Origin of the sequence: Thiomicrorhabdus sp. zzn3 (assembly GCF_029767755.1) — a bacterium.
Taxonomy (GTDB): Bacteria; Pseudomonadota; Gammaproteobacteria; order Thiomicrospirales; family Thiomicrospiraceae; genus Thiomicrorhabdus.
The window spans coordinates 1,529,143-1,546,217 of sequence record NZ_JARUQS010000001.1; the positions used below are offsets into that span (position 1 = coordinate 1,529,143).

General features: G+C 48.2%; 14 protein-coding genes. 5 read left to right on the plus strand and 9 right to left on the minus strand.

The window, feature by feature from the left end; genetic code table 11:
- The first annotated feature begins 79 nt into the window (after positions 1-79).
- From QCB44_RS07140 to coaE, 3 genes are read left to right on the plus strand one after another with little or no spacing between them, the layout of a single operon-like run.
- The gene (locus QCB44_RS07140) at positions 80-979 is read left to right on the plus strand and encodes a DUF1749 domain-containing protein (protein WP_279408980.1); all 900 of its coding nucleotides are present in this window, start codon (positions 80-82) and stop codon (positions 977-979) included.
- Positions 976-3,240 carry a bifunctional diguanylate cyclase/phosphodiesterase gene (locus tag QCB44_RS07145; protein ID WP_279408981.1) on the plus strand — a complete coding sequence of 755 codons (2,265 nt, stop codon included), beginning with the start codon at positions 976-978 and terminating at the stop codon, positions 3,238-3,240. Before QCB44_RS07140 ends, QCB44_RS07145 begins: the two co-directional genes overlap by 4 nt.
- Positions 3,237-3,857, plus strand: a complete 621-nt coding sequence (gene coaE / locus QCB44_RS07150; RefSeq protein WP_279408983.1) for a dephospho-CoA kinase — start codon at positions 3,237-3,239, stop codon at positions 3,855-3,857. The genes QCB44_RS07145 and coaE overlap by 4 nt, the downstream gene beginning before the upstream one ends.
- A gap of 23 nt (positions 3,858-3,880) precedes the next feature.
- On the opposite strand, the gene QCB44_RS07155 is transcribed toward coaE, so the two are convergent.
- On the minus strand, positions 3,881-4,837 hold the full coding sequence (locus QCB44_RS07155; RefSeq protein WP_279408984.1) for a Nudix family hydrolase: 957 nt from the start codon (positions 4,835-4,837) through the stop codon (positions 3,881-3,883).
- Between the two features lie 129 nt (positions 4,838-4,966).
- On the opposite strand from QCB44_RS07155, the gene hisC reads away from it, so the two are divergent.
- On the plus strand, positions 4,967-6,034 hold the full coding sequence (gene hisC, locus QCB44_RS07160; protein WP_279408987.1) for a histidinol-phosphate transaminase: 1,068 nt from the start codon (positions 4,967-4,969) through the stop codon (positions 6,032-6,034).
- Positions 6,035-6,167: 133 nt separating this feature from the next.
- Here the strand turns inward: hisC and argJ are convergent, their stop codons facing one another.
- Complete coding sequence (argJ, locus tag QCB44_RS07165) at positions 6,168-7,376, minus strand: bifunctional glutamate N-acetyltransferase/amino-acid acetyltransferase ArgJ (protein WP_347710087.1); 1,209 nt, start codon at positions 7,374-7,376, stop codon at positions 6,168-6,170.
- 222 nt (positions 7,377-7,598) lie between these two features.
- Positions 7,599-10,334 (minus strand): preprotein translocase subunit SecA, encoded by a 2,736-nt coding sequence (gene secA / locus QCB44_RS07170; protein WP_279408991.1) that lies wholly within the window; start codon positions 10,332-10,334, stop codon positions 7,599-7,601.
- Between the two features lie 163 nt (positions 10,335-10,497).
- Between secA and QCB44_RS07175 the strand changes: the two genes are divergently transcribed.
- Entirely contained in the window at positions 10,498-10,947 is a 450-nt protein-coding gene (locus QCB44_RS07175; protein WP_279408993.1) for a DciA family protein, read from the plus strand.
- A gap of 87 nt (positions 10,948-11,034) precedes the next feature.
- On the opposite strand, the gene lpxC is transcribed toward QCB44_RS07175, so the two are convergent.
- The 6 genes from lpxC to QCB44_RS07205 all read right to left on the minus strand — a co-directional run bounded on the left by lpxC (position 11,035) and on the right by QCB44_RS07205 (position 17,055).
- Positions 11,035-11,955 carry a UDP-3-O-acyl-N-acetylglucosamine deacetylase gene (gene lpxC, locus QCB44_RS07180; protein ID WP_279408994.1) on the minus strand — a complete coding sequence of 307 codons (921 nt, stop codon included), beginning with the start codon at positions 11,953-11,955 and terminating at the stop codon, positions 11,035-11,037.
- A gap of 222 nt (positions 11,956-12,177) precedes the next feature.
- A complete protein-coding gene (gene ftsA / locus QCB44_RS07185; RefSeq protein WP_279408995.1) occupies positions 12,178-13,425 on the minus strand; it encodes a cell division protein FtsA in 1,248 nt (415 codons plus the stop codon).
- A gap of 29 nt (positions 13,426-13,454) precedes the next feature.
- Positions 13,455-14,177 (minus strand): FtsQ-type POTRA domain-containing protein, encoded by a 723-nt coding sequence (locus tag QCB44_RS07190; RefSeq protein ID WP_279408996.1) that lies wholly within the window; start codon positions 14,175-14,177, stop codon positions 13,455-13,457.
- Between the two features lie 37 nt (positions 14,178-14,214).
- Entirely contained in the window at positions 14,215-15,120 is a 906-nt protein-coding gene (locus QCB44_RS07195) for a D-alanine--D-alanine ligase (RefSeq protein ID WP_279408997.1), read from the minus strand.
- Between the two features lie 6 nt (positions 15,121-15,126).
- On the minus strand, positions 15,127-16,527 hold the full coding sequence (murC, locus tag QCB44_RS07200; RefSeq protein WP_279408998.1) for a UDP-N-acetylmuramate--L-alanine ligase: 1,401 nt from the start codon (positions 16,525-16,527) through the stop codon (positions 15,127-15,129).
- A gap of 147 nt (positions 16,528-16,674) precedes the next feature.
- A complete protein-coding gene (locus QCB44_RS07205; protein ID WP_279408999.1) occupies positions 16,675-17,055 on the minus strand; it encodes a hypothetical protein in 381 nt (126 codons plus the stop codon).
- Positions 17,056-17,075 lie beyond the last annotated feature (20 nt).

Here is a 17,075-nt window from a genome sequence, read left to right on the forward strand (position 1 = left end):
TTTTTGATAATCTATCTTGCATAGGTACGACTGATCCTCTTTAATTAGCCTCCTAAGTGAGACTGGGTTATTTACAACGATGTATAAATATCAAAAAAAGATCTTAACGGTCCTGACACTCATCGCAACGTTCATCTTTTCTGCTCACGTTCAGGCCAAAGTAGTAACCCATACCATTACCCCTCAAAATGTGACCGCAGAGGCCGAATACTTACCTGGAGATATCAACAAACCAGCGGTATTGATCCTGCATGGTTTTTTGACTACCAACCAGTTTCATACCGTGAAATCCATGTCCCAAGGGTTTCACGATGCCGGCTATAGCACCCTGTCGCCGACCCTAACTCTGAATATTAACCATAGAAAGCAATCTCTTAAATGCAACTCCATCCATACACATACTCTACAGGGCGACATTGAAGAAGTGATTGCTTGGATCAACTGGCTTGAGCAGCAGGGATACAAGGAAGTTGTCCTTGTGGGGCACTCTAGCGGCAGTCAAGAGCTTTTAGCCCTTCTGGAAAATTATCACGACCCTCGCATCAAACTGGCGATCTTTACCAGCCTGTTTTATCTAAACGGTGAAGAACTTGGAACACGCCCGCAAGAAATTGAATTTGCCAAACAGGCTGTCTTGACAGGCAACAAACGCCCGCATAAATTCAACTTTTTATTCTGCAAAGACAATTACTACGCCACGCCAGAGAGTTTTTACTCTTACCAAAAAATTGACCGAGCCTATATCCTCCAACAGCTAGAACAACTGAAAATACCACATTACACCATCATGGGCAGTGCAGATAAGCGTTACAAAAGCACCGGAGAAAACTGGTTAGACGAATTGAGACAGAGTGGCACCCATCTGATTGTAGTGGATGGCGCGAATCACTTTTTCTCAAGTGAATATGAATTTGACCTTCAAGATCATTGTGTCAAAATTTTGGACTCCCACTTTAATAGCAGGCCAACTGTTCAGTGAAGCTTCAATCTACTTTCAGTCGCCCCCTTCGTTTCTATTTCGCACTGTTCTTAAGTGCCGGCTTCATACTGCTGGCCGTGCTTATCGGCTCTCTTTATTTGGAAAGCCACTCTTTACAAAAAAATGTTCTGGAACAAGCTCACAAAGAAGCTCAACAGGAACTGTTTAGTGCGGTTGAAAACACCTTAAAAGTCACTGACGACCAACTGAGTGCATTAACCGAATGGGATGAAGTTCATCAACAGTTTCATGATCCCAGCTATTACTTCTATTGGCACGATGACCGCCTACAAGAGAGTGGATTTTATTACCCATATTATGAAGCACTGGAACTCTACACCCCTCATGGACAGCTTTTAGCGCCTGCTTCTCCAGGCCAACAATACACCAAACACTTGCCGACCTCTTTTACTGAGCCTCAGGCAAAAATCGTGGGCCAAGAAGATGGTTCTGCTTATTTACTTCAATTCCATCCTATTTACAATCGAGACTCTGGGACGCTACTGGGCTATGTCGGGGTCTCCATTAATTTCTTCCAGGCCCTCTATCAGCTTAACCAGTTCTACTATTTGGATACCCTGACACCCAGAGTCAAGACGGCAACTCCTTTTGAGGTTTCACAACTGCCGGAGAACATAACATTCGCAGCGGTTTCCAATCCGGTCAACAGCTATTTGTGGACGCTAATGGAAAAATTCATCGGCGAATTAGTTGTAACCTTACTGTTAGCGGCACTCCTGCTACTGTTCTTTTTTAACAAGGTCATTCGCTCCCCTTTGTTAGTGCTTTCGGATTACCTGCACCAACTTAAGGCCTCACCCGATACCGAACAAAAACCGCCTAAAGCGCATTTCTGGATTCAGGAATTTGAAGAATTCAAGCAAACACTTTATGAATTTCATCACAATCTGCGTCAAGCGCAGCAAAAGCTCGATAAACAAAATGAGCTGGTTTGGGAACAAGCCCGCCGAGATGCGCTCACCAATATCTTTAACCGCCGTGCTTTTGACGAAGCCTGGGGGGAAGTCGTTGCCGATTTTCAGGCGCAACCGATTCCGACCGCCTTTATGCTCTTCGATTGCGATTTCTTTAAAGCACTAAACGACACCTATGGACATGAAATCGGCGATGAAGTCATCCGCATTTCGGCTAAAATCATTCAAAGCAGTCTGCCTCTAGAATGTCCTGCTTACCGAATTGGTGGCGATGAGTTTGCAGTCATCGTCCAACATCGTGACCAGGAAGAAATCGAAAAGATCGCACAAAAATGTCTAGATGAACTTAAGGCCTACCCTTTTAATTCGATTGGAATCGTAGAAAAACTGAGCTTCAGTGTAGGCATCAGCAGCCTCGCCAAGTATCGCAACGACGTACTGACCAATCTGCCAAGACAGGCTGATTTGGCAATGTATAAGGCCAAACAGTCCCATCAGACGAAAATTCAGTTTTACAGTGAAATGCTTGAAGAAGAGGCCAGCGCACTGGTATCAAACCGGGTTACAAACCGCGTGGTCGAAGCGATCCATACCGGGGAGCATATTGAAATGCATTTTCAACCGATCATCTCAGTCGATCAATCCAGTTGTTACTACGAAACCTTAGTGCGTATTCGAGGAGAAGAAGGACTCATTTATCCCAATGAACTGTTCACGGTAGTTGAACGTCGTCGTCTCGAGGTTGAGTTAGACCAGCGAGTGATCGAACACACTCTGAAGTTCATGGAACAGAATCAACTTCCCGATCAATGCGGCCTGTCGATTAACCTTTCGGGAAAAACACTGCTGCAACCGAATGTTATCGAACTATTCAAACCGTTTAAAAAATGGCTAAAAGAACACAAGCTGGTGATCGAAGTCACGGAAAACTTCCTGATCACCCACATTGATCATGCTAAACAAGTACTCAATGAACTCAGGGAACTTGGATTTGAAATCGCTCTCGATGACTTTGGCAGCGGCTATTCTTCCATTCGCTACCTAGCCCATATGCCGGTAGACATCATTAAATTTGACCGTTCCATGACCCTGGCCCTTACCAGCGATACACGCACCCAACAGATCATTCAAGCCACGGCAGACATGATTCGTCAAAGTGGCTACGACCTGGTGATGGAAGGAATTGAAGACCAGGTGATGCTTGAGGCCGCAAATCAAGCCGGGGCGACGCATGTACAAGGCTACTTGATCGGCCGTCCCGAAAACCACTTCAGCACAGAATGTCACTCAGGGTGCTGCGACAACAGCGGTTGCTGTGCCTCATGAAGCGACCTCTGATCGTTGGACTGACTGGAGGCATTGGCTGCGGCAAAAGTACCGTATGCGATTATTTCTCGCGCAACGGCATTCCGATTATTGATGCCGATCTGATCGCCCGTGAACAGGTCCAGCCCGGCACGCTAGGACTGCAACGCATTATTGAAGTCTTCGGTAAAGAATATTTGACCGAAGACGGTCATTTAGACCGCAACAAAATGCGTAATCTGGTTTTCCACTCGTCGGAAAAAAAGCAACTGCTTGAAACGATTCTGCACCCATTAATTCAAAAGCGCATCATGACTCAAATCGAAGAGGCGCAATCTAAAAATCAAGCACAGCCCCCCTTCATCATCGTGGCAATTCCGCTATTGATTGAAAAAATCCACGAGTACGAGAACCAAAATTATCTCAATGAAATCTGGGTGATTGATTGTCCGGAAACCATGCAGTTAGCGAGAGCCTCTGCTCGAGACCAGCAAAGCCAAGAACAGATTCAAAAGATCATCAATCACCAAGCCTCCCGCAAAGAACGTCTCAAGTGGGCCACTCGCGTCATCCGTAATGACAAAGATCTTTCATATCTTTATCAGCAACTGCACGACATCTTAAACGAACTTAAGTGAGCGTTCCCCCGAGATTATCGGCATCAATCCGGCCAAATGCCTCGCGTTAAGGCGACGCCTTGGGCGCCTTGAGCCTTGGCCGATTCAACATCTTGCAACGTCATACCGCCAAGGGCATAAACCGGAATCGGCACCTCATCGATCCAGGCTTTAAGCTGCTCCCATCCAATCGCTCCTAAGTCTGGATGCGCTGAAGTCGCTTTAACCGGAGAAAGCTGTAAAAAATCTGCCTCCAAATCCAGAGCCGCTTGCATCTCGTCAATATTATGTGTGGATACGCAGAGCCATTTCTCTGCCGGTAACGGTCGGCTTTGATAATGTTTTGCCTGTTTGGAGGAGAGCTGAATGCCATCGGCCTGAGAGACCTTTCGAACCATCTCAAGCGGCGCATTCAATAACAGCTTGGCTTCATATTGATGGGCCAAATCACACAGATCAGACGCCAGAACCAGCCACTCCGCTTCGGGTTGCTCCTTGTATTTAAACTGTGCCAAACGAACCCCCTGTTCCAATGCTTGGCGAAAACGCTCCAGACAATCGTCGGCATCACGATAACCACCAATTGAAAGATAAATATCCGGCAAACGCAACGCCGTCAAAATGCCCCGGTTGGCCGGCGGAAAGGCTTTTTGATCCAGCTCGGCCAACGGACACCACTCAATTTTCTGCCCCTCTTTGCCGTGTGCCTCCCCGCCAAATTGATCGCTGGTAAACACATGCAAACGCACAGAAACCGTGTTGTAATGCCACGGTACGGTCATTAAAAACCGCCAATTCTCTGTCTGCACCCCCAGTTCTTCGGCAAATTCACGCTGCAAAGCCTGTTCCAGTGTTTCATTCGCTTCAATTTTGCCACCCGGAAATTCCCAATGGCCACTCAAATGCTGATGCGACTGACGCTGACTCAGACAAACCGCTCCGTTTTTTTTCAACAGGCCTATGGCTACTTCTACCCAGTGTGCAGGTGATTGCATTGTCATATACGGTCTCTTCAATTCGTTTAAACAATTGCACCTTATTTTAGCTTCTCATACAGAGCTTAAGGTAAAATAACGCACAATTGATAAAACCTTGTAACCCCTTTTTAATTTTATTAGCGGACCGTCTTTATGAGCCAGTTCTGGAGCGATATTGTTCACACTCTGACCCCTTACGTACCCGGGGAACAGCCAAAGGTGACCAACCTGATTAAACTGAACACAAATGAGAACCCTTACCCACCTTCACCGAAGGTGCTCGAAGCGATTCGTGAACACACCAATGAATCGCTCCGTCTCTATCCGGATCCGAATGCCGATCAACTTAAGCAAGTGATTGCTGATTACCACAACTTGCGCGCCGATCAGGTCTTTGTCGGTAACGGTTCCGATGAAGTATTGGCCCATACCTTTCAGGCTTTGCTGAAGAAACAGCAGCCGCTGCTCTTTCCAGACATTACTTACAGCTTCTACCCGGTCTATTGCGGCCTTTACCAAATCGACGCGGTTCAAGTACCGCTTAATGATCGCTTTGAGATCGACGTTACAGATTATCAGCAGGCCTGTGGCGGGATTATTTTCCCGAACCCGAATGCTCCGACCGGCTGCTTGTTACCCCTGGAAGCAATTGAAACTCTATTGCGACAACACCCGGATGTCGTCGTCGTTGTGGACGAAGCCTATATTGATTTTGGCGGTAACAGCGCTGCGGAACTCGTACCAAACTACCCGAATCTGCTGGTGATCCAAACACTGTCCAAATCCCGCTCCTTGGCCGGGATGCGTGTCGGTTTCGCATTGGGACAAGCACATCTGATTGAAGCGCTGGAACGCGTTAAAAACAGTTTCAATTCCTATCCTTTAGATCGCTTGGCCCTGCATGCCGCAATCGCGTCCTTTGAAGATCAGTCATACTTTGAACAGGCATGTCAGAAAATCATCGCTACCCGTGAGCATTTAGTCGACCACCTGCAAACGTTAGGCTTTGAGGTGCTGCCATCGGCCGCCAATTTCGTCTTTGCACGCCATCCGGATTACGAGGCCGAACAGATTGCACAACAGCTGCGCGAACAATCGATTATCGTGCGCTATTTTAAACAGCCAAAAATCGATCAGTTTTTACGCATTACCATTGGCACGGATAATGAAAACCAACGCCTTTGCGACGTGTTAAGTGAAATTATTACGGCCGGGCAATAAGGCTAAGATTTTTGAAGATAAGCGGCGGCGTTGAAGAAGAGAGAAACGCGGTGCATTTAACCAGGCCTGCTTAGAGTTTAACAGGCCTGTTCAGTTTTAACGGGATCAAGCGCTCGTTATCCGCTCTTTGGCATTAAGTGCGGTACTCGGCATTGATTTTGACGTAATCATAAGAGAAATCGGTGGTCCACACCGTTTCTTTGACATTGCCACGATGCAACTTAATAATAATGCGAATGTCGCTCTGATCCATGACCTTTTGCCCGGCTTCCTCCGTATAAGAAGCGGCGCGTCCGCCCTTTTCAACAATGCAGACATCATCCAGATAGATCTCGATCGCATTGATATCCAGCGCATCCACCCCAGCGCGCCCAACCGCAGCCAAGATCCGTCCCCAGTTAGGATCGGAGGCAAACAGCGCAGTTTTGACCAATGGGGATAGAGCAACGGCATGCGCCACCTTAAGCGCTTCCTGAGAATCACGCCCGCCTTCGACTTCGACACTGACAAACTTAGTCGCTCCTTCCCCATCGCGCACAATCATCTGCGCCAGTTCGATCATCACCTCATTGATGACGGCTGAAAACTGCTGGTAAGCCGCTGAATCCAGCGAATCGATCACCGGCATATCGGCTTGCTGAGTGGCCGTCAAGGTACAGGCATCATTGGTAGAGGTATCGCCGTCCACCGTAATCCGGTTAAAGGAAAGGTTGGTCGCCTCTATTAAACAATGCTGGAGACAGGCCTGCGTGATTTTAGCGTCCGTGGCCACAAAACCCAGCATCGTCGCCATATTCGGATGAATCATCCCTGATCCTTTGGACATCCCGGTAATAGTGACACGGTGACCCTCAATGTCCACCACCCGGCTGACTTGTTTGGGTACCGTATCGGTGGTCATGATTCCGGCGCACGCTTCTGCCCATCCGGTAATGCTTAAGTTGGCGCTGGCCTGGGCAATTCCCAGATGGATTTTGTCCATCGGCAGGTTTTCACCAATCACGCCCGTTGAAAATGGCAGAACCTCTTCTGTTTTACATCCCAGTTCATTCGCAAGCCATTCACAGCTCTGCAAGGCGTCTTTGAGTCCCTGTTCACCCGTACCGGCATTGGCATTCCCACTATTAATCAACAGTGCGCGAGGCGCATGTTGTTGCAAGTGCTGCTTGGCTACCGTGACCGGTGCCGCACAAAATGCATTTTGGGTAAATACCGCAGCGGTAATCGCTTCAGGAGCCAACTCAATCACGACCAAATCGGTTTTGCCATTCTTTTTGATCTTGGCTTGAGTCGCTCCTAAATAGAAGCCGCTTACCGGATGAATAGAAGAATCTGTCATCATCTGTTCCTATAATCAAATGTCTGTTTATCAAATATCTTTGAAAATATTGTTAGCACCTTAAATACGTCACCATCGGCCCCTTCAAATTCCGAGGGTTAGGCACGGACTTCAAGGCACCGTTTTATGCGCATCATAGCGCGAAACGCTCAAGGCGCAAAATAAAAAACCCGCGTTTCGGAGAAAACGCGGGTTCTTAAACAGAATGGCCTCTAATTCAAACGCTTAACTGAGTTTACCGCAACACTGCTTGTATTTTTTACCGGAACCGCAAGGACATGGATCATTGCGCCCCACCTTAGGCATTTCACGCCGGTAAGTGCCCTCGGTTTCTTCTTCTGCTTGCGCTTGCTGCGTTTCAGAAGAGACGGCATCGGCAATCCCTGCGGCTGCGGGGTGCGTTGCCTGCAAGTGCTGAGGACGTTCGGCGACCTGCTGATTTTCGAATTCGTCCACATCCTGGCTGCCTTCAATCTGTACCAGGGACAGAATCTTGATGGTTTCTGTCATCACCGCATCCAAGAAACCGCGGAACAGTTCACCCGATTCACGACGGTATTCTTGGAATGGATCTTTTTGTGCATAGCCGCGGAGATGGATACCTCGGCGCAGATAATCCATCTCGGCCAAATGCTCACGCCACTGTTTATCAATGGTACGCAACAAGACTTCTTTTTCAAAGTGATGACGGGTTTGCGAGTCCAATACCTGCATTTTCTCGAGATACTGGGCGGAAATCGTTTCCACCAACTTTTCACGCAATTTCTCTTCGTAGAGGTTTTTATCCTCATCCAGCCACTGCTGGATCGGCAGCTCTGCACCCAACTCTTCATGAAGCGCCTTTTCCAAACCAGCCACATCCCACTGTTCCTCCAATGAGCCCGGCGGGATATACATATTGACGATATTGTTCACCACCTCTTCACGAAGCGAATCGATGGTTTCCGAAACATCGTCCGACTCCATCAACTCATTGCGCTGTGCATAGACGACCTTACGCTGTTCGTTAGCGATATCATCAAATTTCAACAGGTTGGCACGTTCATCCTGATGCATGCGCTCTACCTGCTTCTGTGCGCGCTCGATCGACTTGGTCACCATCTTGTGTTCGATCGCCTCGTCGGATTTCATCCCTAAGCGCTTCATCATCGCTTTGACCTTATCGGATGCAAAACGGCGCATCAGGTCGTCATCCAAAGAGAGGTAGAAGCGCGTCACCCCAACGTCTCCTTGACGACCCGAACGGCCGCGCAACTGGTTATCGATACGACGAGATTCGTGACGCTCTGAACCGATCACCTTCAAGCCGCCGACACTTAATACAAAATTATGCCGCTCCTGCCAGTCGGCTTTGACCTTTTCAATCTGCTCGGGTGTCGGATCCTGAAGGGCTTCCAGCTCCATCTCCAAATTACCACCCAAGACAATGTCCGTACCCCGTCCGGCCATATTCGTCGCGATAGTCACCGCGCCCGGCATCCCCGCTTGGGCAATAATCATGGCCTCTTTCTCGTGTTGTTTGGCGTTCAGAACATTATGTTTGATGCCGGATTTTTGCAGAAGACGTGACAGCAGTTCAGACATCTCGATGGACGCGGTTCCCACCAATACCGGTTGCTGCGTTTTTTGGGTTTCACGAATGTCTTCCACAATCGCGGCAAACTTACCTTCCATATCCAAAAACACCAAATCCGGTAAATCCTGACGCTGAGGTGTTTTATTCGGGGGAATGACCACCACTTCCAGCTTATAGGTCGACAGAAATTCGCCCGCTTCGGTATCGGCCGTCCCGGTCATACCGGAGAGTTTTTCATACTGACGGAAATAATTTTGAAACGTAATCGAGGCGAATGTCTGACTTTCCAGCTGGATTTGCACATTTTCTTTGGCTTCTACAGCCTGATGCAAGCCGTCACCCCAGCGTCGCCCTTCCATCTTACGCCCAGTAAATTCATCAATGATGACAACCTGACCGTCTTGAACGATGTAATCTCGGTCCTTTTCAAACAGCAGGTTAGCGCGCAGTGCAGCGTTGACATGAATCATCAAACCGATATGCGCCGCATCGTACAGACTTTCGTCTTCACCGATCATGCCGATTTCAGCCAGCATCTGCTCAACTTTTTCATGCCCCTGATCGGTCAGGTACACCTGCTTGGCCTTTTCGTCAATGGTAAAGTCACCGGTTGAGATCTTGGTTTCAGGGTCTTCTTCACCCTGTTCCAGATTGGCAATCAATGGATTGATCTGGCGGTAAATTTCCGATTTATCCTCTGACGGACCGGAAATGATCAACGGAGTACGCGCCTCATCGATCAGGATCGAATCCACCTCATCGACCACCGCAAAGTGCTGGCCACGCATCACCTTCTCCGCCGAGAAAATCGCCATATTGTCACGCAGGTAATCGAAACCGAATTCATTATTGGTTCCGTAGGTAATGTCCATGGCATAAGCCAGCTGTTTTTCCTGCTGGCTTTGCCCACTCAAAATCACACCGGTGGACAATCCAAGATATTCAAACAGCTGTCCCATCCACTCCGCATCACGCTTCGCCAGATAATCATTGACGGTAATAACATGCACACCCTTGCCGGTCAACGCATTCAAATAAACCGGCAGGGTCGCAACCAGGGTCTTCCCTTCACCGGTACGCATCTCTGGAATTTTGCCCTCATGCAGCGCTATCCCCCCCATCAACTGCACATCGTAATGGCGCATGCCAAAAACACGTTTACCGGCTTCACGCACCGTTGCAAACGCATCCGGAAGCAGATCGTCCAAGCTTTTTCCGTTGGCTAATTCCGCTTTAAACTCTTCTGTCTTTAACTTAAGTTGCTCCTCGCTCAACTGCTCATAAGCGTCTTCCAGGGCATTGATTTGTTGTACTACTTTTTGATATCGCTTAAGGATTCGGTCGTTACGACTGCCAAATATTTTTTTGAAGATGTTTAAGGCCATTGAGCGTGATTTCCAATTTAAGTTAGGCTGAATGATACTAAGTAGTTGAATCAACTGCATCTAAACCCTTGCGAGCTGAAAAAGCCCACAGTAAAGGCTCAGAAAACAGCCAAAGATACTGTAAAATGGCAATTATTCTATCATAACTGCCAGCGATAACATTATGAAACCCTTATTAAATAAACAAAGCGCTCAGTTAGAAAATTTAATCCGCGAAGCCCAGCTATTTCAGGCGCTTCTGGAAGTGGGGCAGGATGCGTTGCCAAGCGAACTTAAGCCGCATCTGGTCGGGGTGAGTTTTGAAAAAAACACCCTGATTTTACAGCTCGACGACAACCTGTGGGCGACGCAACTCCGCTTCCACGAACCGAACTTGCTCGGAGTGTACCAGAGCCATTTTCCCCATCTGCAGCTGAGAAAAACCAAAATTAAGATTATTCCGATCAGCGTTTCGCCTCAGCCTAAACGCCCGGTATCAAGCTCACCCTCCGAGCAAGACGCCAAGGAGATGTTGGAAATAGGTGAAAAAGTGCAATCAAAAGGCTTACGCGATGCCCTGCATAGGTTGAGTCTCAGGGCTCAGGAAAAACGAGATTCGTCAGAGAAGGAATAAGGTGAAAACCACGGTAAACTGAACAGGCCTGTTCAGTTTACCCTTAGCCAGGAAATTGAGAGCCTGATGAGCCCAGAACCGGTGTCGTTATACCAGAATTTTACTGCTACCAAAATGAACCGGTGCCGGTCCCTCTTCAAAACTGACGATTTCGTAAGCATCCGGTTGCGCTTTTAACGAACGTAGCAGCTGGTTATTAAGAGCGTGGCCCGACTTATGCGCAGTAAACTCACCAATAATCGGATGGCCGATCATATACAAGTCGCCCACCGCATCAAGAATTTTATGACGAACAAACTCATCTTTGTTGCGCAGACCTTCAACATTCATGACGCCCTTGTCATCGAGCCCGATGGCGTTATCCAAACTGGCACCGAGAGCCAAATTTTTCTGACGCAGCATCTCCATGTCCTTCATAAAACCAAAGGTGCGCGCACGACTGACCTCTTTAAAATAGGAAGTAGATGAGAACTCCAAAGTCATCTTCTCAGCCGTCGCACTGAAGGCCGGATGATCGAAGTCGATCGAAAAGTTCAGACGGAAGCCATCATACGGACTGAATTCGGCCGAACCGCCTTTATCATTTTCAACCCGAATCGGTTTCAAAATACGAATAAAACGTTTGGGCGCATCCTGGATGTTAATTCCTGCCGATTGCAGCAAGAAGATGAAGTGCGATGAACTACCATCCATAATTGGCACTTCGTCAGAGTCAATATCAATATAAACGTTATCAATTCCAACTCCTGCCAACGCTGACATCAAATGCTCAATCGTGGCAATTTTAATTCGCCCTTGAGGCTGGTCGCTGACAATCGTCGTACACAACATAGTCTCACCGACAATTTCGGGAGAAACTTTAAATTCAACAGCAGGATCTTGATCGATGCGGCGGAATACAATTCCGGTATCCACCGGGGCCGGTCTCAACGTCATAATCGATTCATGACCGGTATGCAGACCAATGCCTTTGGCCTTAATTTGATTGGCAAGAGTTCTTTGATTCACTTACAGCTCTTTCATTACTGTTCCGAAAAACAGGTTTCAACAGGCCTGGTCGGCAGCCCGTAATCAGATTAAAAAATTAGGACAATTTTAGCACAACTGTCTTGTTAACCAAGGTGATTTTTATTCTCAATTAGAAGAGAATATACGACAAATCCAGCGCTGGATTAGATACAGACCCGAAGAATAAACGGGCCTGTCAAAAAGAAGTGAACCGGGAAAGTTTTAAAAACTTTTCTTAAACCAGTTCTTCATACGGTTAAAGAGGTCTTCGGCGCCAATGCCGGATTTGCGGGTTTCTTCGTCAAACACGGTTTCACCAATATGCTCTTTGGCATACATCAGCAGACCAACCGTAGTGGCATAAGAAGGGTTATTAACCTCTTCCGTCAACCCGCTTACCCCCTGCGGATACCCTAGACGTACAGGCATATGAAACACCTCTTCCGCCAATTCAACCGCGCCTTCAACTAAAGAGCTACCACCGGTCAACACCACACCCGCGGCCAGCATGTCTTCAAATCCAGAACGACGCAGTTCCGCCTGAATCAATTGAAACAGCTCTTCATAACGGGGCTCTATCACTTCCACCAGGGTGCGGCGCGACAAACATCTGGATGGGCGATCTCCAACGCTGGCCACTTCAATCTCTTCGTCTTGATCGATGAGTTGCGGCAAGGCACAGGCATATTTACGTTTAATGTTCTCGGCCGCTTGGGTTGGCGTTCTCAGGGCAACAGCAATATCATTGGTTACCTGATCACCGGCCACTGAAATGACCGCTGTATGGCGAATCGCACCGCTATGGAAGACCGCAATATCCGTGGTACCCCCACCGATATCGACCAAACAAACCCCCAATTCTTTTTCGTCTTCAGAAAGCACCGATTCACTGGATGCCAGCTGCTCAAGAATGATATCGGACACGCCCAGATTGCAGCGTTCGACGCACTTGATAATATTTTGCGCAGCACTGACAGACGCCGTTACCATATGCACCTTAGCCTCAAGGCGGACACCGGACATACCGATCGGTTCGCGAATCCCACCCTGCCCATCAATTTTGTATTCCTGGGAGAGAATATGCAGCACACGCTGGTCGCCTGGAATCGCAATGGTTTGTGCGGCATCCATCACCCGCTCTATATCTTCAGGCTGCACATCCTGATTGCGAATCGCCACCATTCCATCCGAATTAAAACTCTTAATATGACTGCCGGCAATACCCACATAAACCGATTCAGCCGTAAAGCCAGACATACGCTCGGCTTCATCAATGGCTCGCTGAATGGACTCGACTGTCGCGTCAATATTAACGACGACCCCTTTCTTCAAACCTCTTGAAGGATAGGTTCCCATTCCCACGACTTCAATTTCGCCGTCCGCCTTGATTTTCCCAATAATCGCAGCAATTTTTGAGGTCCCGATATCCAAACCCACAACCGTGTTCGAAGCTTGCTGTTTACGAGCCATGTTGTCTTTTACCCTTCCCACTTAGACTATTAACTTTGATTGGTGTCGTCCGACTTGTCCGTTTGATTTAGCTTAATCGCAAAACCATTACTATAGCGTAAATCATACACCCGTGCCGATTTTCTATAACGCTTCTGCAACAGCGGATAGGCCGTTACAAAGCGTTCCAGTTTATGCGCTTCATCTCCCCGGTCAAGAATCATGATCGCACCATTGAGCAGTTTCAATTCCCATACGCCGCTGGCGCGCTCTTTAAGCATAGAGATCTTCCATTCCAGCTTGTTCAAATGTTCCTGAAATGAGGCAAGCTTGAGCAACAGTTCGCGGACATTCTCAATACGCCCATCCAATTTAACAAACTTTTCAAATCCGTCTAGGGTGCGAGGAAAAAAAACTTCTCCCTTGTGGTTTACCAAACCATTTTCGCCCCAGCGTGCCACCGGAACTTGCTCTTCAATATGAACCGTTAATTGATCTGGCCAACTCCGCCTGACCACGGCCTGGCTGACCCAATCCAGACGCACCAGATCGGACTGAATCTTATTCAGCTCCACTCCCCAAAACGAATTCCCCAAATAAGGCGCCAAGACCCGATCAACCTCCTCTGGTGTGAGCTGCTTCAACTCAGAAGTCAATTTATAGGAATCCACCGGCCGGTCGCTGTTCATTTCCTGATAGGAGACAACCCAAATCACAACCGCCAAAAAAACAAAGGAAAGGGCCAGTACGCCGGCTTTTCTTGCTTTAGTCATAACACCTTTCCCTAGAAACCTGTCTCAAACTTAACTCTCAAAGTGTACTTTTAAGAATCTCTACGACCAGTTTTTCAAACGAACGCCCTGATGCCCTGGCCGCCATAGGAACCAGACTGTGATCGGTCATCCCCGGTACCGAATTCAGCTCAATGAGCCAGGGTTGATCCTGTGCATCCAGCATGACATCAATACGCCCCCAGACACGTGCTCCCACGACATCAAAGGCGCGTAACGCCATCTGTTGAATTTGCATTTCAATTTCTTCAGGCAAACCGCACGGACAGTGATACTGGGTATCATTAGACTGATATTTGGCATCAAAATCATAAAAATCATGAGTGGTTTGCAGACGGATCAACGGCAATGCCTCACCATACAGGATACCCGCAGTGAACTCTTGCCCATCAATCCATTGTTCAATCAATACTTCGGCGTCGTACTGCTGAGCGAATTCAACCGCCTCTTGCAACACCTCTAGCGAATCGACTTTGCGCATACCAATGCTGGAACCCTCATGCGACGGCTTTACGATCACCGGGAAAGGAATGGAAAAGCTATCAGCATCAAAGGGTTGATTGGGGGACACATGAACAAATTCAGGGGTTGGCAGCCCAGCCCCCCGCCAAAGCCATTTGGTACGAAGCTTATCCATGGCGATGGAAGAGGCCGCCATGCCGCTGCCGGTGTATGGCAGACCCAAATCATCCAAAACCGCTTGAACCGTGCCGTCTTCCCCCCAACGACCGTGCAACGCAATGAATGCACGATCATAGGTATCTGCCACCTGCTGCAAGTCGATAATCGAGCTGACATCACATGCCACGGCATCCACACCTTGGCTTTGCAACGCTGCGGTAACCGCTTGACCACTTTTTAATGAGATTTCACGTTCAGCGGCCTTCCCGCCCATTAAAACCGCGACTTTTCCAAACTCGGTCACTGACTTTTACTCCTTACACGCACTCTTGCCATGACTTTGCCACTCTTTGGCAAGCTGACCAATATTGCCGGCTCCCATCACCAGGACCACATCGCCGTCTTGCAACACATCATCCGCCAAGGATTCTAACTGTTCAAAATCATCGGCATAAATGCCTTGCTGACCGCCACGCAAGCGCATAGCCTGCAATAATGACTTGGAATCAAAGGTTGGAATCACCGCCTCCCCGGCGGCATAAACTTCAGTCAAAATAACCACATCGGGTTCCAGCAAAGCTTGCACAAAATCGTCAAAAAGATCACGTGTTCTCGAATAACGGTGCGGTTGAAACACCAGTACCAAGCGCTGTCCGGGAAACGCTTCCCGTGCGGTTTGAATAGTAGCAGCCAACTCTGTGGGGTGGTGTCCATAATCATCCACCAACGTCACAGTACGGTTGCCGATACAGCGTTCCGGGTAAACTTCAAAGCGACGACCCACACCGCCAAACTGACTCAATGCTTGTTGAATCGCTTCAATACTGACATTTAACTCAAGCCCCACCGCAATGGCCGCCAACGCATTCTGCACATTGTGCAGGCCCGGGATATTGAGTGTGACATCAAAACTCTGTTCGCGTCTGACCAGCACCTGAAAAGTCATCTGCAACCCTTGCGAACGAACATTAATCGCACGGATATCCGCTTCTTCGTCAAATCCATAAGTCAGGGTCTTACGCGTCAATTTGGGAATCAAAGCGCGCACATTTTCACTGTCCAGGCAGATGATTGCCAGACCGTAAAAAGGCAACTGCTGGATAAATTCGATAAAGGTATTTTCCAGGTTGTGATAATCACCTTGGTAGGTTTCCATATGATCTTCATCGATATTGGTCACCACCGACATCATTGGAGAAAGGTGCAAAAATGAAGCATCCGATTCATCGGCTTCTGCAACCAGGTATTGACTGGAACCTAAACGGGCATTGGTCCCTACCTGATTCAATTTACCACCAATCACAAAGGTCGGATCCAGTCCGCCTTGAGTCAATACCGCCGCAGTTAGACTGGTCGTGGTGGTCTTTCCATGGGTTCCGGCAATGGCAATACCAAAACGCATACGCATCAGTTCCGCCAACATTTCGGCACGCGGAATCACCGGAATACGCGCCTCCTTGGCCCAGGAGACTTCAGCATTGTCTTGAGGAATCGCCGTTGAAACCACGACCACATCGGCATGTTTAACGTGCCCGGCGTCATGCCCCAACTGAATATGCGCCCCCAATGATTCCAGATGAGCCACAGTTGAATTATGTTTTAAATCGGATCCACTGACGGTATATCCCAAGTTTAAACAGACTTCCGCAATTCCGGCCATACCCACACCGCCAATGCCTACAAAATGTATCTGTCTAACCTTGTCTCTCATAACCGCCCGTCTTGTTCATTTGTACTTGGAATAGGCCACCGCCTGACAATATGATACCGTGCTTTTTGCATGGAAAAGAGAGATTCTTGAGGAGAATTACGAGAAAAAACAGAGCACGGAAAATGACGTGATTAAGTTATTGAAAATTCAATGTAACGCTTTATCTGGAAAAACGTCTTCTTCACATTCAGACAGGCCTGGTGAAGCGACTGGTTCAGGAATTACCCAAAAATATTGGGCAAGAATAGCGGCTAACTCGGATGGTTTATGTAACGGATCGGTCAATTCGAAATGGTTGAGATAAGCACCATGCAGCACTCCAGCTTCAAGTGCTTCTTCAACCAAAGCCAAAACAACATTCGCTCCTTCACCCACCAGCTTGCGCTCTTCGGGATGCCACCACAGCACATACTCTTTATCGCGGTCTTGAACCGCCGGACCGATTGAGGGCAGAGGAATCAGCTCTAAACGGATCCATGGCAGAGAAACTGAAGCGGGGGGATTTGCATACTCTTTTGGCGTTTTCATAATTCCCCCTATCCTCAACA